General features: G+C 72.2%; 17 protein-coding genes and 1 riboswitch. Of the genes, 12 read left to right on the forward strand and 5 right to left on the reverse strand.

Going from position 1 to position 23147, the window contains the following annotated elements; translation table 11 throughout:
- Nucleotides 1-698 precede the first annotated feature (698 nt).
- Nucleotides 699-1775: a hypothetical protein gene (locus tag ACQPY0_RS03525; RefSeq protein WP_432984509.1), complete on the reverse strand. Its 1077-nt coding sequence runs from the start codon at nt 1773-1775 to the stop codon at nt 699-701.
- A gap of 92 nt (nt 1776-1867) precedes the next feature.
- Between ACQPY0_RS03525 and ACQPY0_RS03530 the strand changes: the two genes are divergently transcribed.
- The 3 genes from ACQPY0_RS03530 to ACQPY0_RS03540 all read left to right on the forward strand — a co-directional run bounded on the left by ACQPY0_RS03530 (nt 1868) and on the right by ACQPY0_RS03540 (nt 5851).
- A complete protein-coding gene (locus ACQPY0_RS03530; protein ID WP_432984512.1) occupies nt 1868-3709 on the forward strand; it encodes a potassium channel family protein in 1842 nt (613 codons plus the stop codon).
- A gap of 112 nt (nt 3710-3821) precedes the next feature.
- On the forward strand, nt 3822-5060 hold the full coding sequence (locus ACQPY0_RS03535) for a trypsin-like serine peptidase (protein ID WP_432984515.1): 1239 nt from the start codon (nt 3822-3824) through the stop codon (nt 5058-5060).
- Between the two features lie 65 nt (nt 5061-5125).
- Entirely contained in the window at nt 5126-5851 is a 726-nt protein-coding gene (locus tag ACQPY0_RS03540) for a phosphatase PAP2 family protein (RefSeq protein WP_432984518.1), read from the forward strand.
- Here the strand turns inward: ACQPY0_RS03540 and nagA are convergent.
- Entirely contained in the window at nt 5815-6930 is a 1116-nt protein-coding gene (gene nagA / locus ACQPY0_RS03545; RefSeq protein WP_432984521.1) for an N-acetylglucosamine-6-phosphate deacetylase, read from the reverse strand. The two genes, ACQPY0_RS03540 and nagA, sit on opposite strands and share 37 nt — an antisense overlap.
- On the reverse strand, nt 6927-7868 hold the full coding sequence (locus ACQPY0_RS03550; RefSeq protein ID WP_432984524.1) for an ROK family protein: 942 nt from the start codon (nt 7866-7868) through the stop codon (nt 6927-6929). The genes nagA and ACQPY0_RS03550 overlap by 4 nt, the downstream gene beginning before the upstream one ends.
- 198 nt (nt 7869-8066) lie before the next feature.
- Between ACQPY0_RS03550 and ACQPY0_RS03555 the strand changes: the two genes are divergently transcribed.
- Both ACQPY0_RS03555 and ACQPY0_RS03560 read left to right on the forward strand, forming a co-directional pair.
- Nucleotides 8067-8852, forward strand: a complete 786-nt coding sequence (locus ACQPY0_RS03555) for a DeoR/GlpR family DNA-binding transcription regulator (protein ID WP_432984527.1) — start codon at nt 8067-8069, stop codon at nt 8850-8852.
- Between the two features lie 60 nt (nt 8853-8912).
- Nucleotides 8913-9266 (forward strand): DUF3263 domain-containing protein, encoded by a 354-nt coding sequence (locus ACQPY0_RS03560; protein WP_432984530.1) that lies wholly within the window; start codon nt 8913-8915, stop codon nt 9264-9266.
- 360 nt (nt 9267-9626) lie between these two features.
- On the opposite strand, the gene ACQPY0_RS03565 is transcribed toward ACQPY0_RS03560, so the two are convergent.
- Nucleotides 9627-11885: an AAA family ATPase gene (locus tag ACQPY0_RS03565; protein ID WP_432984533.1), complete on the reverse strand. Its 2259-nt coding sequence runs from the start codon at nt 11883-11885 to the stop codon at nt 9627-9629.
- 77 nt (nt 11886-11962) lie between these two features.
- Between ACQPY0_RS03565 and ACQPY0_RS03570 the strand changes: the two genes are divergently transcribed.
- The 4 genes from ACQPY0_RS03570 to ACQPY0_RS03585 all read left to right on the forward strand — a co-directional run bounded on the left by ACQPY0_RS03570 (nt 11963) and on the right by ACQPY0_RS03585 (nt 16821).
- Nucleotides 11963-14662 (forward strand): alpha/beta fold hydrolase, encoded by a 2700-nt coding sequence (locus tag ACQPY0_RS03570; RefSeq protein WP_432984536.1) that lies wholly within the window; start codon nt 11963-11965, stop codon nt 14660-14662.
- Nucleotides 14659-15531 carry an ABC transporter permease gene (locus ACQPY0_RS03575; RefSeq protein ID WP_432984539.1) on the forward strand — a complete coding sequence of 291 codons (873 nt, stop codon included), beginning with the start codon at nt 14659-14661 and terminating at the stop codon, nt 15529-15531. Before ACQPY0_RS03570 ends, ACQPY0_RS03575 begins: the two co-directional genes overlap by 4 nt.
- A gap of 31 nt (nt 15532-15562) precedes the next feature.
- Nucleotides 15563-16030 carry a hypothetical protein gene (locus ACQPY0_RS03580; RefSeq protein ID WP_432984542.1) on the forward strand — a complete coding sequence of 156 codons (468 nt, stop codon included), beginning with the start codon at nt 15563-15565 and terminating at the stop codon, nt 16028-16030.
- Between the two features lie 83 nt (nt 16031-16113).
- Entirely contained in the window at nt 16114-16821 is a 708-nt protein-coding gene (locus ACQPY0_RS03585; RefSeq protein WP_432984545.1) for a hypothetical protein, read from the forward strand.
- A 590-nt stretch (nt 16822-17411) separates the two neighbouring features.
- Here ACQPY0_RS03585 and ACQPY0_RS03590 read toward each other — a convergent pair.
- Nucleotides 17412-18266 (reverse strand): glucosyl-3-phosphoglycerate synthase, encoded by an 855-nt coding sequence (locus ACQPY0_RS03590; RefSeq protein WP_432994959.1) that lies wholly within the window; start codon nt 18264-18266, stop codon nt 17412-17414.
- A 166-nt stretch (nt 18267-18432) separates the two neighbouring features.
- Nucleotides 18433-18568: riboswitch (SAM riboswitch) on the forward strand.
- 15 nt (nt 18569-18583) lie between these two features.
- On the opposite strand from ACQPY0_RS03590, the gene thrC reads away from it, so the two are divergent.
- From thrC to paaN, 3 genes are all read left to right on the forward strand, one after another.
- Nucleotides 18584-19852 (forward strand): threonine synthase, encoded by a 1269-nt coding sequence (gene thrC, locus ACQPY0_RS03595; RefSeq protein ID WP_432984548.1) that lies wholly within the window; start codon nt 18584-18586, stop codon nt 19850-19852.
- A 307-nt stretch (nt 19853-20159) separates the two neighbouring features.
- The gene (locus tag ACQPY0_RS03600) at nt 20160-21170 is read left to right on the forward strand and encodes a GNAT family N-acetyltransferase (RefSeq protein WP_432984551.1); all 1011 of its coding nucleotides are present in this window, start codon (nt 20160-20162) and stop codon (nt 21168-21170) included.
- A gap of 77 nt (nt 21171-21247) precedes the next feature.
- A complete protein-coding gene (gene paaN / locus ACQPY0_RS03605; protein ID WP_432984554.1) occupies nt 21248-22921 on the forward strand; it encodes a phenylacetic acid degradation protein PaaN in 1674 nt (557 codons plus the stop codon).
- Nucleotides 22922-23147: the final 226 nt, after the last annotated feature.

Consider the following 23147-nt stretch of genomic DNA (forward strand, 5'->3'; position numbering starts at 1 on the left):
GTTCTCGACCGGTCGAGTCGCCACGTTCCCGGCCTGTTCAGTTGGCGTGCTGTCGATCCGTAGCGCCATCACCGCAGCGGCCAAGCCGTTGTGGTGGCGACGCTGTGTCACCGCGGACGCAGCAGCCGCCGAGCCGTTCCGGCGGCGCCGTGCCGTCGTTCACCGCCACCGCCTCGGCCCCGGCCACCGCCTCGGCCCCGGCCACCGGTCGGCCCGGAGCCGTCGCGGCGCGTCCTTCGCCGTCGCTGAACCCCGCTTCGGTTCGGCCGTCATGTGCTTCTCCTGGGCCGCGTCGACCTCGTCATCCGCGCCCCGGGTCTCGCCGGCCGTGGACTGTCAGACGGCCTGAAGGAGCCCGTTGGACGCGCCGCTCGGCAACAACACCACGGGCGACCCCATCACCACGGCCGACCCCGGGTCGGTCGCTCCTCGTGTTCACCGCCTCGGGTATCAGAAGTCGGGCAGGAGCACGGTCCCCGCCGGCGTGACCGTGGTGTCGTCACCAGGCGGAGCCGACGCTCCGCTATGCCCGCGACGCTAACCGGCGTGCCCGAACGGCGGGGCGGTCGCGGTTCCAAGAGTGGGCCGGGTGCGCGATGAGCGCGGCCGGTCCGAGAATCTCGGACCGGCCGCGCTCATCGTGGATATGCGAAATATCCGGCAAGGTGTGGCGCGGGGCGGCCGGCTTTCGCTTGGAATCAGCCGACGATGCCGCTGAAGAAGGGCAGGACGCCCTGTGCTACGCCGCCCACTGCCGGTAGGCCCGTCACCAGTGGCAGGGCTTCGGCGTGGGCGTGGCGCGGGGTGTAGGAGGCCTCGGCGTGCTTCGGGACGTATGAGCTCTCGGTTACCAGTGGCAGGTGGCTCGCGGCCTGGGGGAGGGCGCCCGTCGTCGGGACTAGACGGTTCGTCACCGCGGTCGTGCTCACGCCTGGGGTCGGGCCTACCCCGCCGATGACCGGGATGCCGGTGATCGAGTCGTTCTTGAGTACGTCGCTGCCGCCCAGCGGGGCGTTGCCCAGCAGTGGCAGGCCGTCCGCCTCGGTGGCGCCGCGGCCCACGCCGGGCAGTGCGCCGCCGACCGGGATGGCGAGGTCGTCGATGGGCTTCAGGGTTCCGCGCACCGGCAGGCCGCCGCCCACCAAGGGTAGGCCACCGACCAGCGGGAGGGCCTCGGTCGAGCCGTGGCGCGGGGACGGCTTGCGTACGGTGCCGGGGAAGGCCGTGGAGGTGTCGGCGATCGACGTGCCCTGCAGCGTGTCGGTGCCGGGCAGGCCCAGCTGGTCGAGGTTCGTCAGCTGGCCGACCAGCGGCAGCGTGGCGAGCGAGGCCTCGGTGCCGGCCAGCGACGGCGTCTGGCCCGCGGCCGGCAGGGCGCTGGTGGCCACCGCGTCGGTCGGCAGGGCGGGGAGGTTCGGCAGGCGGCTCGACGTCGTGCGCGGCAGGCCCAGGCTGTCGGTCGGGACCAGGGTGGACAGCGGCAGGCCCGGCAGGACGCCCGGCATGGCCTTGCTGGTCGCGCGGCTGGTGCGAAGCGACGCCGACGTGGTGCGCGGGCCCGCCTCGGCGGTCGAGGCCGCGCTGGTGTCGATGCGATCGCCGTGCGCCACCAGCTGCAGCGACTGGTTGTTCGGGCCGCCGGTGGGCGAGAAGAGATCGTCCAGCTGGCCGGGCGCCAGTGCGGAGTCATCGGCGTGCGCGGCGCCGGCGCCGAGCAGCAGCATGCCGCCGGCGATGCCGACGGTCCCTACCGTCCGGCGAAACCACGTGTTCATCCTCGAAAACCCATCTGGTCGACAATGCGATTCGCCGGGACCAACGAGGTCGGGGGTCTTCGGAAACTGGTGATCTTCGCTAGGATCGCCCGGTGACGTCCGAGTCGTGGCTGATGCGGCGGCTGCGCGGCAATCTTCCACGCGTTCAGGCGATCACCCGTCCGTGGTCGATCGAGCCGGCGGGCGCGGGCGAGCGGCACGTCGTGCACGCCCCGGTGAAGCGGGTCGTGGTGTGCGGGGACGATCCGCTGGCGCTGCGGCTGGTCGGGGAGCTCATCACGCAGTACGGCGTCCATGTCACCGCCGTTCTGCCCAGCGCCAAGCGCCGCCACGGCCCCGAGATCGCGCGGCTGCTCGCCGAGCACGGCGGGCGCGTGGTCGAGGCCGAGCGGCCCGACACCGAGGCGTTCACGCGGGCCGACCTCGCCGGCGCCGACGCGCTCGCGCTGGTCAAGCAGGACGACATCGGCAACCTCGACGCGGCGCTGCAGGCACAGGAGCTCAACCCGAAGGTCCGGCTCGTGATCCGGATGTTCAACCTGCGGCTCGGGCACAGCCTGCGGCGCAACTTCGCCGACGTGCGGGTGCTCTCCGACGCGCAGATGGCCGCGCCCGCGTTCGTCTCCGAGGCGCTCGGGGAGGTCGCGCCCGTGCACGTGCGGGTGGCGCAGCGCACGCTGTTCGTGGCCCGCCGCGACGAGGTGCGCGCCGACGACGTGGTCTGCGGGCTGGCTCGTACGGTCGCCGGTGAGGACCCGGAGCTGCTACCGGTCGCGGACGCGGATCTCGTGCTCGCGGTGGCCAACGGCGAGCGCGCCGCCACGGTCATCGTGCGCGACGAGCGGGCCGAGCGGGTTCCCGCCAGTCGCGACGGCCGGGTCCGGCGCTGGCTGCGCCGGCAGCGCCACGGCTTCCTGCACACGCTGCGAAGTCTGGTCAGCCGGCGGCTGTGGGTCACCGCGCTGGTGCTGCTGGCCATGCTCGCCGCCGGCACCGCGATCATCGCGCACTACAAGCACATCAGCTGGTGGAACGCCGCCTACGTGACGCTGCTGGCCGAGCTCACCGGGGCGAGCCCGGAGCTGGAGTCGCACTGGCCGGAGAAGCTCGTCACGACGCTGCTGGGGCTGGTCAACGTCGCGCTGATCCCGGTCATCACCGCCGCGGTCGTCGAGGCGGTCGTCAACGCGCGGCTCGCGATCGCGCTCGGCCGGCTGCGTGAGCCGCTGTCGGACCACGTGGTCGTGGTCGGGCTCGGCAACGTCGGCACCCGGGTCATGCACGCGTTCGTCGACCTCGGCGTGCCCGTGGTCGTGATCGACCGCAACGAGAACGCGCGCGGCGCGCAGGCGGCCCGCGAGCGCGGGGTGCCGTTCATCGTCGGCGACGCGAGCAGCGTCGAGACGCTGCGGGCCGCGTCGGTGGACACCAGCCGGGCGCTGGTGGTCGTCTCCACCGACGATCAGGCCAACCTGGAGGCGGCGATCGAGGGCCGGGCGCTCAAGCCCGACCTGCGGGTCATCCTGCGGCTGTTCGACGGCCGTTTCGCCGACCGCGTGCAGCGCTACTTCGGCATCACCGCTTCGCGGAGCGTGTCGTACCTCGCCGCGCCCGCCTTCGCCGCCGCCCTCCTGGAGCGCGAGGTCATCGGCACCATCCCGGTCGGCCGCCGGGTGCTGCTGCTCGCCGAGGTGCCGGTCTGCGTCGGGTCGTGGCTGGACGGGCGCACGATCGCGGCGGCCGAGGACCCGGACGCAGGGCTGGGCGAGGTGCGGGTGCTCGCGGTCGGCACCGACGGGGAGCGCCAGACGGTCTGGGCCCCACCGGCCTCCTACGTGCTGCGCGCCGACGACCTGCTGACCGTGGTAACGACGCGGCTGGGGCTGGGTGGACTTCTGGCTCAGACCGGCGGGACGGTCGACGGATACCGGTGAATTCCCGATCCCTCGCGGCGGCATCGGTCGTTGAATGGGCGGATCGCCCGATTTACCCCTAACACCCGACCGGGCGTTCCCTTCTGCTGCGAACCCATGGAAGGACGCGCTCATGCGCCGTAGGTCGTTGCTGGTGGCGGGGGTCTGCACCCTGCTCGCACTCACCGGGGCGGGGGTCGCCATGGCGTCGGCCCGCCCGGCCCAGCCGCAGCGAGCGCCCGCCGCACCGCCGCAGCTGCGCCTGTTCCACGACGTGTCCGGGCTGCAGGAGCCGGGCGGGCAGACCGGCGGCGTGCTCGAGTCGGTCACGGGTGGCAGCATCGAGCGGGCCGCGAGCCGGACCTTCAGCTACCCCGGCGCGGACTACGTGAAGGTGCACTTCTCCCGCCTGGAACTCGGCGACGGCGACAAGGTGCGGGTGAGCGATGCCAGCGGGGCGGAGCACTACGAGTACACCTCGAAGGATCTGAGCGGTTCCGACAACTGGTCGATGTCCGTCTCCGGCGACCGTGCGGTGGTGCGGGTGGTCAAGGCCCGCGACGACGTCTTCGGCATCCGGTCCCGGCTCGCGAGCATGGGGGTGACCGTCGACCGGGTCGCGCGCGGCCAGACCGCGGACGAGCGGGCCAAGGCCGACGCGGACCGTAAGGCGGCGCTCGCCGCGGCGCCGCACGAGGAGAGCATCTGCGGTCGCAACGAGACCGAGAACGCGGCCTGCTACAAGTCGTCGGACCCGGTCGCGTACGCCAACTCCAAGCCCGTCGCCCGGATCCTCATCAACGGCGTGGAGCTGTGCACCGCGTGGCGGGTCGGCTCGCAGAACCGGATGCTGACCAACCACCACTGCTTCACCACGACCCGCGAGGCGCGCAGCACCGAGGTGTGGTTCAACTACGAGTGCGCGCAGTGCGGCGGCGGCGCCACGCTGCGCCCGACGAAGGTCATGGGCGACCAGGTGCTGGCCACCGACGACATCCTCGACTACACGCTGTTCAGCGTCCGCAACTTCAACCAGATCCAGCAGTTCGGCTACCTGGAGATCGACGACCGGGCCCCGGTGCGCGGCGAGGAGCTGTACATCCCGCAGCACCCGCGCGGCGCCCCGACGGTCATCTCCACTGAGGACTCGACCGAGCGCAGCGGCAACTGCGCGGTGAGCGACCCGGCGTACGACGGCTACGCCGCCAACACCGACATGTCGTACTACTGCGACACCGACGGCGGCTCGTCTGGCTCGCCGGTCATCTCCCGCCGGACCAACAAGGTCATCGCCCTGCATCACTTCGGCGGCTGCCCGAACTCAGGCGTGCGCATCGACCGTATCGCCGCCCAGCTGCGCAGCCTGATGTAGAGAAAGCATGGAGATGGGGCCCGGGAAACCGGGCCCCTTCGCGTGTTCGGGTAGCGTTTCTGCTCGTGCGCTTCGAGACCAGACCCGTCCGCCCCGCCGGCTGGTGGCTCGACGCGCTGCTCGTCGCCGGGTTCGTGGCGATCACGATCCTGCTGGCGGCGAAGACCCCGCTGCTCGGCCTGGACCTCGCCGTGCGCGACTTCGTCGACGCACACCGCCCCGGCTGGGCCGACACCACGCTGCGGGTGTTCAACCGGCTCGGCCAGGGCGGGCAGATCCTCACCCCGCTGGCCGTGATCGTGGCGTTCTTCCTGACCCGGGCCCGGCACACGGTCCGCCCGTTCCTGCTGGTCGTCGGCGCCTACCTGATCACGTACGTCACGATCGGCCCGCTGAAGATCTGGACCGACCGCGCCGCGGCGAGCGAGCACACGATCACGCACCCCGAGTGGCTGTTCCGGATCGGCTCCGGGATGTCGTACCCGTCCGGGCACGTCGTCAACGCCATCGTCTGGTACGGCGTGCTCGCCACCTTGCTGACCGGCGTGCTGCGTCCCCGGCTGGTGGCCGCGATCCGCTACACGATCCCGCTGGTGCTGCTGTTCACCACGACGTACCTGAGCTTCCACTGGATCACCGACGGCCTGGCCGCGCTCATGCTGGGCGTCCTGCTCGACCGGGTGCTGCGGCGGGTGCCGTGGGACGCGATCCCGCTCGGCACCCGCCTGACGAAGAGCGGGTGGGCCGGCGCCTTCTACGACACCCAGGAGCCGGCGCGCATCACGCGCTGAACGTTGAGGTCCTCGTCCAGCAGCACCAGGTCCGCCCGGGCGCCCGGGCGCAGCTCGCCGACCTCCCCGGCCAGCCCGATCGCCCCGGCCGGTGTCCCCGAGGCCATCCGGGAGGCGCTGACCAGCGACAGCCCGGCCCCCACGGCGCGGCGGAAGGCCCGGTCCATGGTCAGCGTGCTGCCGGCGATCGCACCGTCGCGGGTCAGCCGGGCCACCCCACCGGACACGTCCACGCTCTGCCCGCCCAGCTCGTAGGTGCCGTCGGGCATGCCGGCGGCGGCCATGGCGTCGGTGATCAGGGCGGCGCGGCCCGGACCGGTGACCGAGGCGGCGAAGGCCAGCGTGCCGTCGTGCAGGTGGATGCCGTCGGCGACGAACTCGCAGACGACGCCGGCCGCGCCGAGCAGCGCGAAGACCGGGCCGGGCTGGCGGTGGTGCGGCGGGCGCATGCCGTTGAAGACGTGGGTGCCGACGGTCGCACCGGCCTCGACGCCGGCGAGGGTCTCCTCGTAGGTGGCGTCGGTGTGCCCGATGGCGGCGACCACGCCCCGCTCGACCAGCAGCCGGATCGCGTCCAAGGCGCCGGGGAGCTCGGGGGCGACCGTCACCAGGCGTACGGCACCCTCGCCCGCCTCGATGAGCGCGCCCAGCTCGTCGAGGGACGGGTGGCGCAGGTGAGCCGGGTTCTGGGCGCCGCAGCGGGCCTGGGAGAGGTACGGGCCCTCGAAGTGGATGCCGGCGATCACGCCCTCGGCCGCGAGTGGGGCGAACGCCTTGGTGGCGCTCATCATCAGCTCCGGCGGGGAGGTGACCAGGCTCGCCAGCATGGTGGTGGTGCCGTGGCCGAGGTGGTACGCCGCCGCCTTGCGCGCGTCGTGGGCGTCGCCGGTGGTGAAGGTCGCGCCGCCGCCCCCGTGCACGTGGATGTCCACGAAGCCCGGCACGACCACGGCGGCCGAGCCCTCTTCGGCGGCTTCGGAGGCCCCGACCTCGGCGATCCGCTCGCCCTCGACCCGGACGAAGCCGTTGTCGATGACGCGATCACCCGCGACGACCCGTACCCCGGACACCACCGTCATTGCGTGTTCCCCTTCGTGATCAGGTTGTCCAGTGCGACGAGCGCCGCACCCAGGCAGCCGGCCTCGTCGCCGAGCGCGGCGCGGGTGATGGCCGGCTCGCGGTGGAACGTCACCCGCGCGTGCACGCCCTCGCGCAGCGGCGCCAGCAGCGCCTCGCCGGCCTCGGCGAGCCCGCCGCCGAGCACGATCACCGCCGGGTCGAACAGCGCGATGCCGGTCATGAGCCCGTCGGCGAGCGCGTCGATCGTCTCGCGCCACACCGCCACGGCGATCGGCTCGCCCTCGGCGGCCAGGCGCGCGACCTCCTCCGCGGTGGCCGTGCGCCCCGCCTGCTCGGAGTAGCGCCGGCCGACCGCGGACGCCGAGGCGATCGCCTCCAGGCAGCCGCGCTGGCCGCAGCCGCAGACCGGCCCGCCGGGGCGCACGACGATGTGACCGATCTCGCCGCCCGCGCCGTGGGCGCCCGTGTACACCTGGCCGTGCACCACGTTGGCCGCCGCGATGCCGGTGCCGATCGGGATGACGAGCACGTAGTCGTGGCCGCGCCCGGCGCCGAGGCGGGCCTCGGCGAGGCCACCGGCGCGCACGTCGTGGCCGAGGGCCACGGGCAGGCCGAGGCGCGCTTCCAGGATCTTTTTCAGCGGTACGTCACGAAAGCCGACGTTCGCCGCCCACACCGCGACGCCATTGACCTCGTCGATGACCCCCGGTACCGCGAGCCCGGCGCCGACCGGCCGCAGCCCCTTGGCGCGGGCGGTCGCCGCGAGCCCCTCGGCGATGCCGAGAATCGTCTCGATGACGGCCTCGCCGCCGCGCTCCGCGCCCGTGGGGTGCCGCTCCGCGTGCAGGACCGAGTGCAATGCGTCACCATCGGCGCCGACCAGCGCGCACTTGATCCCGGTGCCCCCGACATCGAGGGCGATCACGGTCTGCGTCATGTTGCGCTCAACCCTCGCCTGATCGTGATTGGCTTCGGAACTGCAAGAAATTCGGTCGGTTCGCGCATCATTGCGCACCGGTGGCCGGGCTGGCAACCGTACCCCGCGCCCTGGTTCGAGCAGTTGCCTTTGCGTTTACCCGCTGTTTCGCGCATTATTGTGCACATATCTCGCACCGTACGCGCAGGGAGGGGTTGCGTGGATCGCTATGCGCGCTGGAACGCGCTCCTCGAGATCCTCACGGACAGCGGGCGGATCAGCGTGGAGGACGCGGCCGAGCGCCTCGACGTGTCGCAGGCGACCATCCGCCGCGACTTCGATCAGCTCGCGCAGCAGCAGATGATCACCCGCACCCGCGGCGGGGCCGTCGCCAACGGGGTGTCGTACGACCTGCCCCTGCGGTACAAGACGGCCAAGCACGCCCCGGAGAAGCAGCGCATCGGCGCGGCCGCGGCGGCGCTCGTGTCGCCCGGCATGGTGGTCGCGCTCAACGGCGGCACCACCACGACCGAGGTCGCCCGGGCCCTGGCCGTGCGCCCCGAGCTCACCGGCGGCGTCGACGACGCCCAGCTCACCGTGGTCACCAACGCCCTGAACATCGCCAACGAGCTGCTGGTGCGCTCCCGGATGAAGATCGTCGTCACCGGCGGCGTGGTCCGCCCGCAGTCCTTCGAACTGGTCGGCCCGCTGGGCGGCAACATCCTGCGTGACGTCACCCTGGACATCGCCCTGCTCGGCGTCGACGCGCTGGACGTCACCCTGGGCGCCGCGGCCCACCACGAGGGCGAGGCCGCGATGAACAGCCTGATGGTCGCCCGCGCCCGCCGTGTGGTGATCATCGCCGACAGCTCCAAGCTCGGCGGGCACGCGTTCGCCCGCATCTGCCCGATCGACCGCATCGACACCCTGGTCACCGACTCCAACGCGACCCAGCCGACCCTGGATGCCTTCCGCGACGCGGGCGTCAAGATCGTCACCGCCTGACCCGGCTCGCTCGTCCGGCGCGCAGCGTGATCAAGGCCGGGAGCGGTTAGTGTGGGTCGCATGCGCGACGACCTCGCCGCCGCCCGTGTCCCGGCCCAGTCCGCCACACCGTCCACGGAGGACGCCGACGACTTCCTCGACGGCGACGACGAGGCGCCCCGGGCCGACATCGCGGTCGCCGAGGAGCCGGCCGAGCTCGACGAGCGCAGCAAGAAGATCCTCGGCTTCGAGAAGCGGTGGTGGCGGCAGGCGGGCGCCAAGGAGCAGGCCATCCGCGACGCGTTCGGCCTGAGTGCGACGCGCTATTACCAGCTGCTCAACGCGCTTCTCGACAACCCCCTGGCGCTGGCCCACGAACCCGTGGTGGTCCAGCGCCTCCGGCGCCTGCGCGCCTCCCGGGCCCGCCACCGCTGATCCGCCGCGGCCTGTCGCCGTCCGCGCCACGCTCAGACCTCGGCTACACGAAGTCTCTGCTGCGCCGACATGTCGGGCGCTTCGCTGAGGTTGTCCGGCGTTGACGTGCTGCCGTCCGGGCTGCAGGTGGCCCGCGACCTCGGCTGCGCAAGGTTTCTGCTGCGCCGACATGTCGGGCGCTCCGCGCCGCGACATGTCGGATTTTTCGCCTGGCAGGGCAAAAATCCGGCATGTCGATTGCCAGCGGACGTGCGGCCGTCGGTCACGCCGGGAGCGCGTTGGCGGAGCAGCGGCACAACCTGCCGGCGGGCACTCCTGTGGTTGTCGAACGTGCCGGGTGGCTGCCGCGGCAGCCACCTGTCAGCGGGCCTGGTGCTGTTCCGCGTAGTTGGCCAGCCAGGCGACCTGGGTCGGGTCCAGCGACGGCCGGACGCGGGAGCGGGCCAGCTCCACGTGGGCCGCCGTCACCTCCGTGGCGTCCAGGGATTCGCGCATCGCGGCCAGGGCCGACTCGCGGACCAGGGCCGCGCAGTCGGCGGCCGAGAAACGGTCCAGCGTCGCGGCCAGGGCCGGCAGGTCGACGTCCGGGGCGAGGGGTACGGACTTGGCGGCCGCGCGCAGGATCTCGGCGCGGGCGTCGGCCTCCGGGGGTGGTACGAAGACCAGGCGCTCCAGGCGGCCGGGGCGCAGCAGGGCCGGGTCGACCAGGTCGGGGCGGTTCGTCGCACCGATGACCACCACGTTGCGCAGGGACTCGACGCCGTCGAGCTCGGTCAGCAGGGCGGCCACCACGCGGTCGGTCGTGCCGCCGTCGCTCGCCTGGCCGCGGGTCGGGGCCAGGGCGTCGACCTCGTCGAGGAACACGAGGGTGGGGGCGGCCTCGCGGGCCCGGCGGAACAGCTCACGGACCGCGCGCTCGGACTCCCCGACCCACTTCGACAGCAGCTCGGCGCCCTTGACGGACAGGACGTTGGCCTTGCCGGTGCCGGCGATCGCCTTGACCAGGAACGTCTTGCCGCAGCCGGGCGGGCCGTAGAGCAGCACGCCGCGCGGAGGCTCGACGCCGAGGCGGGAGAAGGCGTCCGGGTACGACAGCGGCCACAGCACCGACTCGGTGAGCGTCTGCTTCACCTCGACCATGTCGCCGACGTCGTCGAGGGTGATCTTCGCCAGCTCGAGCGAGCTCTCCGCCATCGACGTCGGGCGGACCACCTCCAGGGCGGCCTCGAAGTCGGCCATGAGGATGCGGGGTGAATCGGCCTCGCGGCGATGGCGCAGCGCGGCGCGTACGCCCGCCTCCCGGGCCAGCGCGGCCAGGTCCGCGGCCACGAAGCCGGGCGTGCGGGAAGCGATGTCGTCGAGCTTGACGTCCTCGGCCAGTGGCATGCCGCGGGTGAGCACCGTGAGCTGCTCGCGGCGCAGGGCCGCGTCGGGGAGCGGCAGCGAGATCTCGTGGGCCAGCAGCTCGGGGGAGTGCAGGGCCGGGTCGACGGCCTCGGGGCGGCTGGTGGTGCACACGACCGCCTCGCCCTCGCGGATCAGCTCGCCGAGCAGCTGCCGGAAGACCGTGGACAGCGGGCCGGGCTGGTCGCGCGGGGCCAGGGCGTCGACGTCGGAGATGAGCAGGATCGCCGGGCCGGGGGCGCGCATCTCGTCGGCGGCCTTGCGCAGGCGCCCGGCGGCGTCGTTGTTCGTGAGGGCGGCGATCTCGGGCGCCCAGAGGGGTACGACCTGAGCGTGCACCTCGTTGGCGACCGCGTGCACCAGTGCCGACTTGCCCGAGCCGGCGGGGCCGGTGACGAGCACGCCCAGCGAGACCGTGGTGCCGAGCCTGGCCAGCACCTCGCCGTGGTGGAAGCCGAGGTCGAGCAGCTCGATCAGCTGCTCGGCCTGGGCGCGCAGGCCGGGCAGGTCGTCGAGGGTGGTGGCCGGGGTGGTGCGGTCGGCCGCCGCGGACGCGGCCGCGGGGGCCGGGGCGGCGGTGGCGGGAGCGACGACGGTGCCCGGGGCGTGGGTGGCCTGGCCGTGCTGCCAGCCGACCGTGGTGTCCATCGTCACCAGGGCGGCGGCGTCGGGCTCGGCGGCGACGACGGTGAGCAGCGCGCTGGTGAAGGCGTAGCCGACGGTGTTGGACAGGCTGCGCCGCGCCGCCTCGACGAGCCCACGATCCACCATGTGTACTGCGGGTGCCGACACCGACAGCGTGCCGAGCGACACGTCCTGGGGCAGCAGCGAGGCGTTGTCGCCGACCGTGACGACCTTGCCCAGCAGGGCGAGCCGCAGCATCTCGGGGGTGACGACCGCCATGATCTCGACCGGGCCGGACAGGGTGACCCGCTGGGCGGCGCGCAGCGGGGCGGCGGCGACGGCCACCTGGCCGCCGTCGCGCAGGCCGAGGTTGCCCAGCAGCAGGTCGTCGGCGTAGAGCAGGGCACGGCTGGCCCCCGGCTCGGCCACGGCGACGATCCCGGCCGAGGTGCGCCGGCCGGTGAGCGAGATCGGGTCGCCCGGGCGCAGCCCCAGCGCGGTGAGCACCTCCGGGTGCAGGCGCACGACCCCGCGGCGGGCGTCGAGCGCGGCCGGGCGCAGGCTGGCAGTGAGCGTCAAGGTCGCCGACACGTGATCGAGCGTAACCGTTGCTGTGAAGGCCCTGAGTCTTTCGGCAAGCCGCAACATCGTGTGCGTACGTTTGGTCAATGCGATTTCGCCTGCCGAACCTCAGCCGGCGCCAGCTCATCTCCGGCGCCGTCGCGGTCGTGCTCGTCGCGGGGCTCGTCGGGTGGGCCGCGGCACCAACCCCGAAGAGCTACCGCACCTTCGAGCAGATGCTTTCGGTGCGCACCGGCCCCGACGACTCGGCCGAGGTCACCCTCGACACGACGCTCTACCTGCCCAAGTCGGCCGGCGCCGAGCACCCCGTCCCGGCGATCCTGCTCGCCCACGGCTTCGGCGGCACGAAGCAGAGCGTGAAGAGCGACGCGGAGCTGTACGCCGAGCAGGGCTACGCCGTGCTGACCTGGACCGCGCAGGGCTTCGGCCGCTCCACCGGCGAGATCCACCTGGACAGCCCCGACTGGGAGGTCAAGGACGCGCAGCGGCTCATCGACTGGCTGGCGGCGCGGCCGGAAATCGCCAAGTCCGGCGGTGACCCGAAGGTGGCCGCGGTCGGCGGGTCCTACGGCGGGGCGCTCTCCCTCCTGCTCGCCGCCCAGGACCCCCGCGTCGACGCGATCGTGCCCATTATCACGTGGAACGACCTGGTCAACGTCTTCCTGCCGGGCGGGGTCTTCAAGAAGCAGTGGGCCGGGCAGTTCTTCGGCGCCACGGAGAGCAAGGGCAACCCGCAGTGCGGGCGCTTCGCCGCCGACATCTGCCACGCGTATCTCGACATCGCCACGACCGGCAAGGCCACCCCGGCCGCCGAGGCGCTGCTGCGCAGGTCCTCGCCCTCGTCCGTACTGGACAAGATCAAGGCGCCCACCCTGCTCGTCCAGGGCCAGATCGACACCCTCTTCCCGCTCAGCGAGGGCGACGCGAACGCGCGCGGGATCGCCGCCACCGGCACCCCGGTGCGGGTCGCGTGGTTCACCGGCGGACACGACGGCGGCACCGGCCCGCAGTCCGAGGTCGACCGGCTGCGGCAGCTGACCGGCCAGTGGCTCGGGTACTACGTCAAGGGCGAGGGCAAGGCGCCGGCGAACAGCTTCACGTACGCCCGCGTCTCCGGCCTCAACGCCCAGGGCCGCGGCCTGGTCACCGCCGCGTCGTCCGTCCCCGACTACCCCGGCCTCAACAGCGCCGGCACGGCGGTCGACCTGCAGGGCCCGGCCCAGCCGATCGCCAACCCGCCGGACGGGAACCCGGCCGCGCTCTCGTCGCTGCCGCTCGGCGGCCTGTCGAGCCTGCTCGGCTCCTCGGGGCTGGCGAGCGGGGTCAGTCAGGAGATTCCGGGCCAGCACGCCGACTTCGTCTCCGCCCCGCTCGGCGCCACCCTGGACGCGGCCGGCGCGCCGCGGGTGAAGATCCGCGCGGCGTCGCCGACGGGCGAGGCGACGCTGTTCGTGAAGCTGTACGACATCCCGGCCAAGGGCTCCCCGTCGATCCCGGACGGGCTCATCGCCCCGATCAAGCTCACGGGCCTTGCGAAGGACATCGCGGATGCGGTACCGATCACCGTCGTCCTCCCCGCCGTCGTGCACCGCTTCGAGGCCGGCAGCCGGGTCGGCGTCACCGTGGCGACCGCCGACACCGCCTACTGGTCGCCGCCGGACCCGGTCGTCTACACCGTCGCGGTCGACGGGGCGGTCACCCTGCCCGCCATCGCCGGGACGCCGATCGCCAACCCGGACGTGATCTGGCGGTACGTCCTCGCCGGCCTCGTCGCCGTCATCGTGCTGGCGCTGATCGTCGCGCTGCTGGTGGCCCGGGCCCGCGGCCGGCGCATCGACCGCAGCGTCGCCGCCGAGCACGTGGACACGCCGCTGGTGGTGAAGGGGCTGCGCAAGGAGTACAAGAACTTCGTCGCGGTCGCCAAGGTGGACTTCACCGTGCGGCGCGGGCAGGTCGTCGGACTGCTCGGCCCCAACGGCGCCGGCAAGACCACCTCGCTGCGGGTGCTCATGGGCCTCACCCGCCCCACGTCGGGCGAGATCTTCGTCTTCGGGCACCGGCTCCTGCCCGGCTCGCCCGTGCTGTCGAGGGTCGGCGCGCTCGTCGAGGGGCCGGGCTTCCTGCCGCACCTGACCGGAGCGCAGAACCTGGAGTTGTACTGGCGGGCGACCGGCCGGCCGGCGGCGGACGCGCACTTCGAGGAGGCGTACGAGATCGCCGGGCTCGGCACCGCGGTGCACCGGCGCGTCAAGACGTACAGCCACGGGATGCGCCAGCGCCTCGCCATCGCCCAGGCCATGCTCGGCCTGCCCGAGCTGCTGGTGCTCGACGAACCGACGGACGGGCTCGACCCGCCGCAGATCGCCGAGATGCGCAAGGTCCTGCGGCGCTACGCGACCGGCGGCCGGGCCGTGCTCGTCTCCAGCCACCTGCTGGCCGAGGTCGAGCAGACCTGCACCGACGTGGTCGTCATGCACAAGGGCGAGGTCGTCGCGGCCGGCCCGGTCGATGACATCGTCGGGGACTCGCCGAGCGTGCAGCTGGACGTGTCCGACGTGGACGCGGCCGGCAAGGTGCTCGAGGAGCTGACCGGGGTGCGCTCGGTGGCCTGGTCGGGCGGGCGTGGGCTGGTCGTCGACATCGACGGCACGCCGCGGGCCGAGGTGGTGGCGGCGCTGGTGCGGGCCGGGGTCGGCATCGACCGGGTCACGCCGCGCCGGCGGCTGGAGGACGCGTTCCTGTCCCTGGTTGGCGGGGACACCAAGGCGAGTGGGGAGCGTTCGTGAGCACTGACGTTGTCGGGGGCGCCGTCGGGTACCGCCCCGGAGCGACCCTCTCACTGTGGACCGAGATCCGCCGGCAGGGCTCCCGCCGGCGCACCCAGCTGGCGCTCGCCTTCATGGTGCTGCTGCCGCTGATCATCCTCACCGCGTTCCAGCTCGACAGCGGCGGTGGCGACGGCAACGGCGGCGGCAACGGCGAGTTCTCCCGCCTGTCGGACCTCGCCACCAGCGGCGGCCCGAACTTCACCCTGTTCACCCTCCTGGTCTCGGCGGGCTTCCTCCTCGTCGTGGTGGTGGCCCTGTTCTGCGGCGACACGGTGGCGAGCGAGGCCAGCTGGGGGAGCCTGCGATACCTCCTGGCGATGCCCGTTCCCCGCAGCCGCCTGCTGGGCATCAAGCTGGCGGTGTCGCTGCTCTACAGCCTGGTCGCGATCCTGACCCTGGTGGCGACCGCGTTGCTGGCCGGCACCCTGCGCTACGGCTGGGCGCCGCTGAGCGCGCCGATCGGCGGCGATATCCCGGCCGGCCCGGGCGTCCTGCGGCTGCTGCTGATCGTGGCGTACCTCTGCGTGAGCCTGCTCGTGGTCGCCTCGCTCGCATTCCTGCTGTCGGTGTCGACCGACGCCCCGCTCGGCGCGGTCGGCGGCGCGGTGCTGCTGCAGATCCTGTCGAACATCCTCGACCAGATCACCGCACTGGGAAACCTGCGCACCGTCCTGCCGACCCACTACAGCGACGCCTGGCTCGGCCTGCTCTCCAGCCCGATGCAGACCGACGACCTGGTCAAGGGCTGCATCGCGGCGCTCGCCTACGCGAGCGTCTTCTTCGCCCTGGCCTGGTGGCGCTTCCTGCGCAAGGACGTCGTGAGCTGAGCCCCATTACCGGCCGGTAGTGTGCCCCCTCATGCGGATCTCCGCCCTCAGGGGCGCGTACGTGCTGGCGGCCGGCCTGGCCGCCCTGGCGACGGGCCTGTACTACGACCAGGCCCACGTCATGCAGTGGACCCACTTCGCCCAGACCTCCGACCTGACGCGCGGCCCGATCGAGGCGGAGACGGCCAGGATCTTCACCCTGCTCGGCGCGTTCGCGAGCGCCTGCGCCGCGACGATCGCCGCGGGCAGCGCCCTGATGGCCCGCCTGGCCGGCCGCACGGGCGACTGGGTCCTGCGCCTGACCGCGGCGGTACTGCTGGTGCTTCTCCTGCTGATCACGGTCGTGCTGATCGTCGCCTCCTTCACCGGCGAGGCCCCGGTCGCCGTGGTCCAGACCCCATGGTGGCTGTTGACGGCGGAGTGGGCAGCCCTGACCGTGGCGGTGCTGGGCGCTGGCGCGACGACGCTGCGGCTATGGCGTTTCGTACCGGAGGGATGACAATCCGCAACATAGATAGATCCAACTTTTCTGGGCGTGTTAAGGTGCATTAGCGGTACGGCACCCCCACCGAGGTCGCGCCCATGGCATTGATGTTCGCGGTCGCCGCGGCGGTCCTGACCACATTGGCGGGGTTGGCCGCAGCCGCTGTGACGTTCGCGGGCGCATCGACGCCGATGTGCGCGATGACGGCGACGCTGGCCGGGCTCCTACTGGTGGGCCTGCTGCAATACCTCGTCGGCCGCCCCACCGCCCTGGACCGCCTGCGCGTGCTGACCGGCCTGACGGTGCTGATCGGCGGCGCGTACCTGCTTTGGCACCGCCCCTGGTCCCTGGCCCTGGCGGCCGCGGCGGCCCTCGCGATGTTGTCGCTGCCCCGCGCCCGGCACCTGCTGGACTCGCCGTCGCTCTCGCCCCCGGGCCCGCCGCGGGCGGTCGAGTGGGCGGTGTCGCCGCTGGCTGGGGTTTTGCTGGCGATCGCCGGGGTGTTCGTGGTCGCCGGCGGGGTGGTCGGCGAGCCGGTGGTGCTGCTCGTGGCGGCACCGTTCGCGGTGCTCGGGGTGGCGGTAAGTGGGATGCTGGCGGCGCACCTGTGCGGCGCGGGCAGCATCGTCGCGCTGCGACTCGCGGTCGTGGCGGCCTGGGGATTTGGACTCGAGCTCTGGTGGCTGGTTTCGGACCTGCTCGGGCCGCTGGTCGACGGGGCCGCGGCGGCGATCGCGGGGACCGGGGTCGTGGCCCTCGCGTATGTCCTGCCGCCCGTTCGTCCGCCGGCGCCCGGGCTGCGATAGCGCGCCGGTGAGGGCCGGTGCCGGGGCGCGGGACGAGATGGGAGAGGCCCGGCCGCCGGTCGAGGCGCGGAGGCCGCGGGCGGCGGGGGCGCGCCTGTGCGGAACAGCCGATTCGGAGCGGTCGGCAGTCGGTGCACGGAGGCCGCGGGCGGCGGGGGCGCGCCGAGTGCTGTGCGGAACAGCCGATTTGGAGCGGTCGACAGTCGGTCGAGGTCACGCTTCGTCGCGGCGGCGCCTTTGGTTCTGTCGCCGGACTCCAAGGGAGGCTGGCAGCAGGTCGAGATCGGGCCTCGTCGTGCCGCCGCTACGCGGGCGGGCAGCCGCCGGTTGGTGGGCGTTCTTAGTATGAAATTTCGGGATAAATGCGCTAATTCGCCGAGGCCGGGGTGATCACCCTGGTCCGCGGGCGGCGGTGAGCTCACCGCCGGCGAGCGCGGCCGCCGGGCTCGCGAGGCCACGCCGGCGCTGTTCGCCGACTTCGCCAACTGGGCGGGAAACGTCCGACGATCGGCGCCGGCCCGCTTGGGTGGCGAGGTCCTTCCAGGCGCGACCTGGTCGACGGCGATGCCCCGGCCCAGCGGAAAGCGCCGTCAGCGCGCCCCGGCGTAGCCCGCGACCGTGCGCATCGGGGGACGGTCGGGGTGGGCGACGCTCGTCACCCGCGGGGCCACGCCCGAATCGTGGCGTTCGAACTGCGTCAACGTCGGCCAGAGCGGCCGGTCCGGCGTGACCCGGGCGTGGATCGTCTGGACGATCGTGGCGGCCATGCGGCCCAGCGCCGCTGTGTCCTGGTGCCCGTGCGTGCGCTGGCCCAGGTCGACCTGCGCGACCGCGTCCAGGCCGTGTGCGCGGAACGTGTCGATGAGCAGGCCCGTCTCCACGCCGTAGCCGGCCGCGAACGGCAGCGACTCCAGCAGGCAGCGGCGCGCCGCGTACTCGCCGGCCAGGGGCTGCACCACCCCGGCCAGCTCCGGGAAGTGCGCGTTGAGCAGCGGGCGGGCGGTCAGCTCCGTGACCCGGCCGCCGCCGGCCGCGGAGACGTCCAGCAGGGGGCGGTCGTAGAAGGCCTTGACCATCAGCGTCGCCGGGTCGCTCAGCAGCGGGCCCAGCAGGGCCGTGACGAAGTGGGGGCGGAAGTCGGTCAGGTCGGCGTCGACGTACACCAGGATGTCACCCCCGGTGACCGCCAGCGCCTTCCACAGGACCTCGCCCTTGCCCGGGCGGGAGCCGGTCGCCGGGAGGATGTCGTCGCGGTGGTGGACGGTCGCGCCGGCCGCCGCGGCCACCTCGGCGGTGCGGTCCACGGAGCCGGAGTCGACGACGACGACCTCGTCGACGAGCGGGCCCAGGCTGCGAACCCCGGTCACGATCGCCCCGACCGTCGGCTCCTCGTCCAGGGCGGGCAGCACGACGCTCACCCGCGTGTCGCCCTTCGCGGCGAGCATCGCCGGAGCCGGCCAGTCCCGCCAGGAAGAGGTGCGCCGGGCGAACCAGGAAGCGGCGATATGGTGCATGAATGAAACGCTAGCCGCGCCCAAGTCGTGAGATGACTCATACCCGGTCGCCGGTGGTGCCCCTTACACTCAGGGAAGCACCACCACACAACTACATACCTCATCCAGAGGGGCAGAGGGATACGGCCCGATGAAGCCCCGGCAACCCCTGCGACGTCTTCGATGACGAGTTTCGTCGCGGTAGGTGCCAAATCCGTCCCGGCGCGCAACCGTGCGCTTGGGAAAGATGAGAGGAAAGGCCTCCCGTCATGACCTCGACGCTCAGCGTCTTCGCCGAATCGCCCGCTCGCAACCTCGTCTGCCGCGGCTGTGGAGCCACGTTCCCGCTCGCCGCGCAGCACGCCTGTTACGAGTGTTTCGGCCCGCTCGAGGTCGGCTACGACGCCGCGGCGCTGGCCAAGGTGACCCGCGAGCAGATCGAGGCGGGACCGAAGAACATCTGGCGTTACGCGCCGCTGCTGCCGGTCGGGCTGGACCCGCAGACCCGCGTGACGCTCGACCCGGGCCTGACCCCGCTGGTCCGGGCCGACGGGCTGGCCAAGGAGCTCGGGTTCACCGCGCCGCTGCACGTCAAGGACGACTCCGCCAACCCGACCCACTCGTTCAAGGACCGGGTCGTGTCGGTGGCGCTGACCGCGGCGAAGGCGCTGGGCTTCACGCGATACAGCTGCGCCTCCACCGGCAACCTCGCCAACTCCGTCGCCGCGCACGCCGCGCGGGCCGGCGTCCCGTCGACCGTGTTCATCCCGGCCGACCTCGAGCCCGGCAAGATCGTGATGACGGCGGTGTACGGCGGCGAGGTCGTCGCCATCGAGGGCTCCTACGACGAGGTCAACCGGCTCTGCTCGGAGCTCACGGAGACCGACGAGTTCGAGAACACCGCGTTCGTCAACGTCAACGTCCGGCCGTTCTACGCCGAGGGCTCCAAGACGCTCGGCTACGAGGTGGCCGAGCAGCTCGGCTGGCGCATCCCGGCCCAGGTCGTGATCCCGATGGCCAGCGGTGAGCTGCTGACGAAGATCGACAAGGCGTTCACCGAGCTGGTCGAGATCGGGCTGGTCCCGCCGGCCGAGTGGAAGGTCTTCGGCGCCCAGTCGGCCGGCTGCAACCCGATCGCCAAGGCGCTGCACGACGGCGTCGACGACATCACCCCGGTCAAGCCGACCGGCATCGCGAAGTCGCTCAACATCGGTGACCCGGCGGCCGGCGTCTACGCGCTCGAGTCGGTGCGCCGAACCGGGGGCTGGATGGAGTACGTCACCGACGACGAGATCCGCGAAGGCATCCAGCTGCTGGCCCGCACCACCGGCGTCTACGCCGAGACGGCCGGCGGGGTGACCACGGCGGTGCTCAAGAAGCTCGTCGAGTCCGGCAAGCTCGACCCGAACGCGGAGACGGTCATCTTCAACACCGGCGACGGCCTGAAGACCCTCGACGCGGTCGCGGACCGGGTCGGCCCGACCCACCGTGTCAAGCCCTCGCTGAAGTCGGCCCGGGAGGCTGGCCTGCTCGGATGATTTTTTAGGGTGGCGCGATCACCGAGCGTTGATCTGCAGAGAGCGCTTCCACGCTCGGACGAGGAGCCCCTCGTCCGGGTGGAGGAGTCATTCGACACCGAGCGTGATCGTCGGGGCGCGGTACGTCCGTAAGTGGACTTGACTGCGTATATCCCGGGGTTCAGGATGCTCGGTGCGGGAGGACGTGTCGCCGCGAGACCCCTGGGTCCGCGACCACAACACCGGAGGTGTTGGCGAGCGTCCTCTCGACCAATTTCCGGCCGTAAATGGTTTGCCGGGCTCCCGCCCCCAGCGCGACCCTGGCCGCATGCCTCCATCAACGCTCGAGATCGTCGAGGTTCGCGCCGATGACCCGGCGGCCGTCGACGCGGCGTTCGAGATCGTCAACGAGTCGCTCCGGGCCGACGTGCCCGGCATGCCGCCGAACTGCCGCTACCAGTACGACATGCAGTTCGTGGTCCCGCCGCCGCGCGGGGACCGCCACTTCTTCCTGGCCCGGCACGGCGACGAGCCCGCCGGCGTCGCCCAGCTCGACCTGCCCCGCCATGACAACCTCGACAAGGCGCACATCGACGTCCAAGTGCGCCCGGCCCACCGCCGCCGGGGGATCGGGCGCGCGCTCTACGCCCGCGCCGCCGCGACGGCCCGCGCCGACGGCCGCACCCGTGTGGTCGGCTTCAGCCCGGTCGCGCCCGCGCCGGACGGGTTCGCCGGGTCGGCCGGCCTGAGCAACGGCCTGCTCGACGCGCGCCGCCGGCTGCTGCTGGCCGAGGTCGACGAGCAGGAACTGCAGCGGATGTACGCCGAGGGCCTGGCCAGGTCCGCCGGCTACGCGCTGGTGCAGTGGGGCGACACCCTGCCGGAGCAGTACGTCGAGGACCTCGCCGCCCTCGACAGCTCGTTCCTGGTCGAGACGCCGATGGGCGAGCTCGACTACGAGCCGGAGCAGGTCGACGCGGCCCAGATCCGGCTCCAGTACGCGGCGTTCACGGCGTGGGGCTCGCGGCGCTACGAGGCCGGCCTGGTTCACGAGGCGACCGGGCACCTGGTCGCCTGGACCGCGATGCGGGTTTTGCGCAGCGTCGACTGGCACTGCTCGCAGATGATCACCCTCGTGCACCCCGCGCACCGCGGCCGCCGGCTCGGCGTCGTGGCGAAGGTGGCCAACCTGCGGGCGATGCGCGCGGCCGAGCCCGCCGTGACCACGATCGACACGTTCAACGCGGCCGACAACCCGTACATGATCGCGATCAACGAGGCCATGGGATTCCGCCTCGTCGATCACTGGGCGAACTGGCAGGGGCCGCTGCGGTCCTAGTTGCCCGGTCGCGGGAGCCGTCAATCACTCGTCGAATCATCGGTCCGCCCGCTCCGCCGCGGTGGCAGGATGGCGCCATGGAGAACTCACACCCCATGTTCGCCAGCCACGCCGACACGCTGGAGCGGGCGCTGACCGCGATCGCCGAGCGTGCGTACTGGTCCAACTACCCCGAGTCGCCCAGCCCGCGCGTCTACGGCGAGCGCGCCGCTGCCGAGGGCGAGGCGGCGTTCCGGGCCTACCTCGGCGCCGACTTCCCGCTCAAGGACCAGCCGGGCATCACCGGCTGGGTGGCGACGGAGTCCTCGCCCTTCGGCATCGCACTCGACGTACGGTATCCGCATCTGGATCTTGATCTTGCTTTTGCCGCGCTCGCCAAGGGCATGCCGGCGTGGCGGGCGGCCGGGCCGCAGACCCGCACCGGCGTGTGCCTGGAGATCCTGGCGCGCCTGCACCGGGCCGCGTTCGAGCTCGCCAACGCGGTGCACGCCACCACGGGCCAGGCCTTCGTCATGGCGTTCCAGGCCGGCGCGCCGCACGCGTTCGACCGGGCGCTGGAGGCGCTCGCCTACGCCTACCGCGAGATGACCCGCACCCCGGCCACCGCGGACTGGCAGAAGCCGGCGGGCAAGGGGCAGATGCTTTCGATGTCGAAGACCTTCCATGTCGTACCCCGCGGTGCCGCCCTGGTCATCGGCTGCAACACGTTCCCGACCTGGAACTCCTACCCCGGGCTCTTCGCGTCCCTGGCGACCGGCAACCCCGTGATCGTCAAGCCGCACCCGCGGGCCGTGCTGCCCCTGGCCATCACCGTGAAGATCGCCCGCGAGACGCTCGCCGACGCCGGCTTCGACCCCAACCTGATGCTGCTGGCCGCCGAGGCGCCCGGCGAGGGGCTGGCCAAGACGCTCGCGCTGCGCCCCGAGGTGCGCATCATCGACTTCACCGGCTCGACCGCGTTCGGCGAGTGGCTGGAGGCCAACGCCCGGCAGGCGCTCGTCTACACCGAGAAGGCCGGCGTCAACACGGTGGTCATCGACTCCACCGACGACTTCGCCGGAATGTGCCGCAACATCGGCTTCTCCCTGGTGCTGTACTCCGGGCAGATGTGCACTACTCCGCAGAACATTCTTGTGCCGGGTGCCGGCATCGCGACGAACGAGGGGCACAAGAGCCTCGACGAGGTCGCGCGGGGTATTGCGGAGGCGGTTCGGGCGCTGACCGCCGAGCCCGCCAAGGGTGTCGAACTCACCGGCGCGATCGTGAACGAAGGAGTTCTGGAAAGGCTCCAGGAGGCGTCCGGGGTTGGCGATCCGGTGCTGGAATCCTCAGACGTTTCACACCCGGCTTACGGCGGTGCGATCGTGCGCACGCCGCTCATCCGGAAACTGAGCGCGGGCGACGAGGGGACCTATGGCAGCGAGTGGTTCGGCCCAATTTCGTTCGTTGTCGCCACCGATTCCACGGCGGGCAGTTTGCGGATCTTCGCCGACACCGTGGGCCGGAAGGGCGCATTGACCGCCTCGGTGTATTCGACTTCGCCGGCGGTCCTCGACGCCATGGAAGAGTCCGCGTTGCTTGCTGGAGTGCATTTGTCAGTCAATCTGACAGGCGGGGTCTTCGTGAACCAGTCGGCCGCGTTTTCCGACTTCCACGCCAGTGGCGCCAATCCCGCGGCCAATGCCGCCCTGACCGACGGGGCCTACGTCGCGAGCCGCTTCCGTGTGGTTCAGTCACGCCGCCACGTGTAGTTCCGTAGGTTACCAACACGTAGTCGCCGGGCGATGTTTGACGTTGCGGGGAAAAATTGCTCAGAAGGCATGCTCGGCGACCATTTGAACTGCTTGATTCGTGACCTTGCTGTCCGATTTGGGCCTGTCGTGGCTCGGCTTCGCTCGTGTACCGTGCGGGTCGGTCGTCGTTCCTTCGCCGGCGCCATCCCAGAACCGGCGGCTGTGGTCGAAGACCTCGGGGCTG

This window comes from Dactylosporangium sp. CA-233914 (assembly GCF_050942935.1).
Lineage (GTDB): Bacteria > Actinomycetota > Actinomycetes > Mycobacteriales > Micromonosporaceae > Dactylosporangium.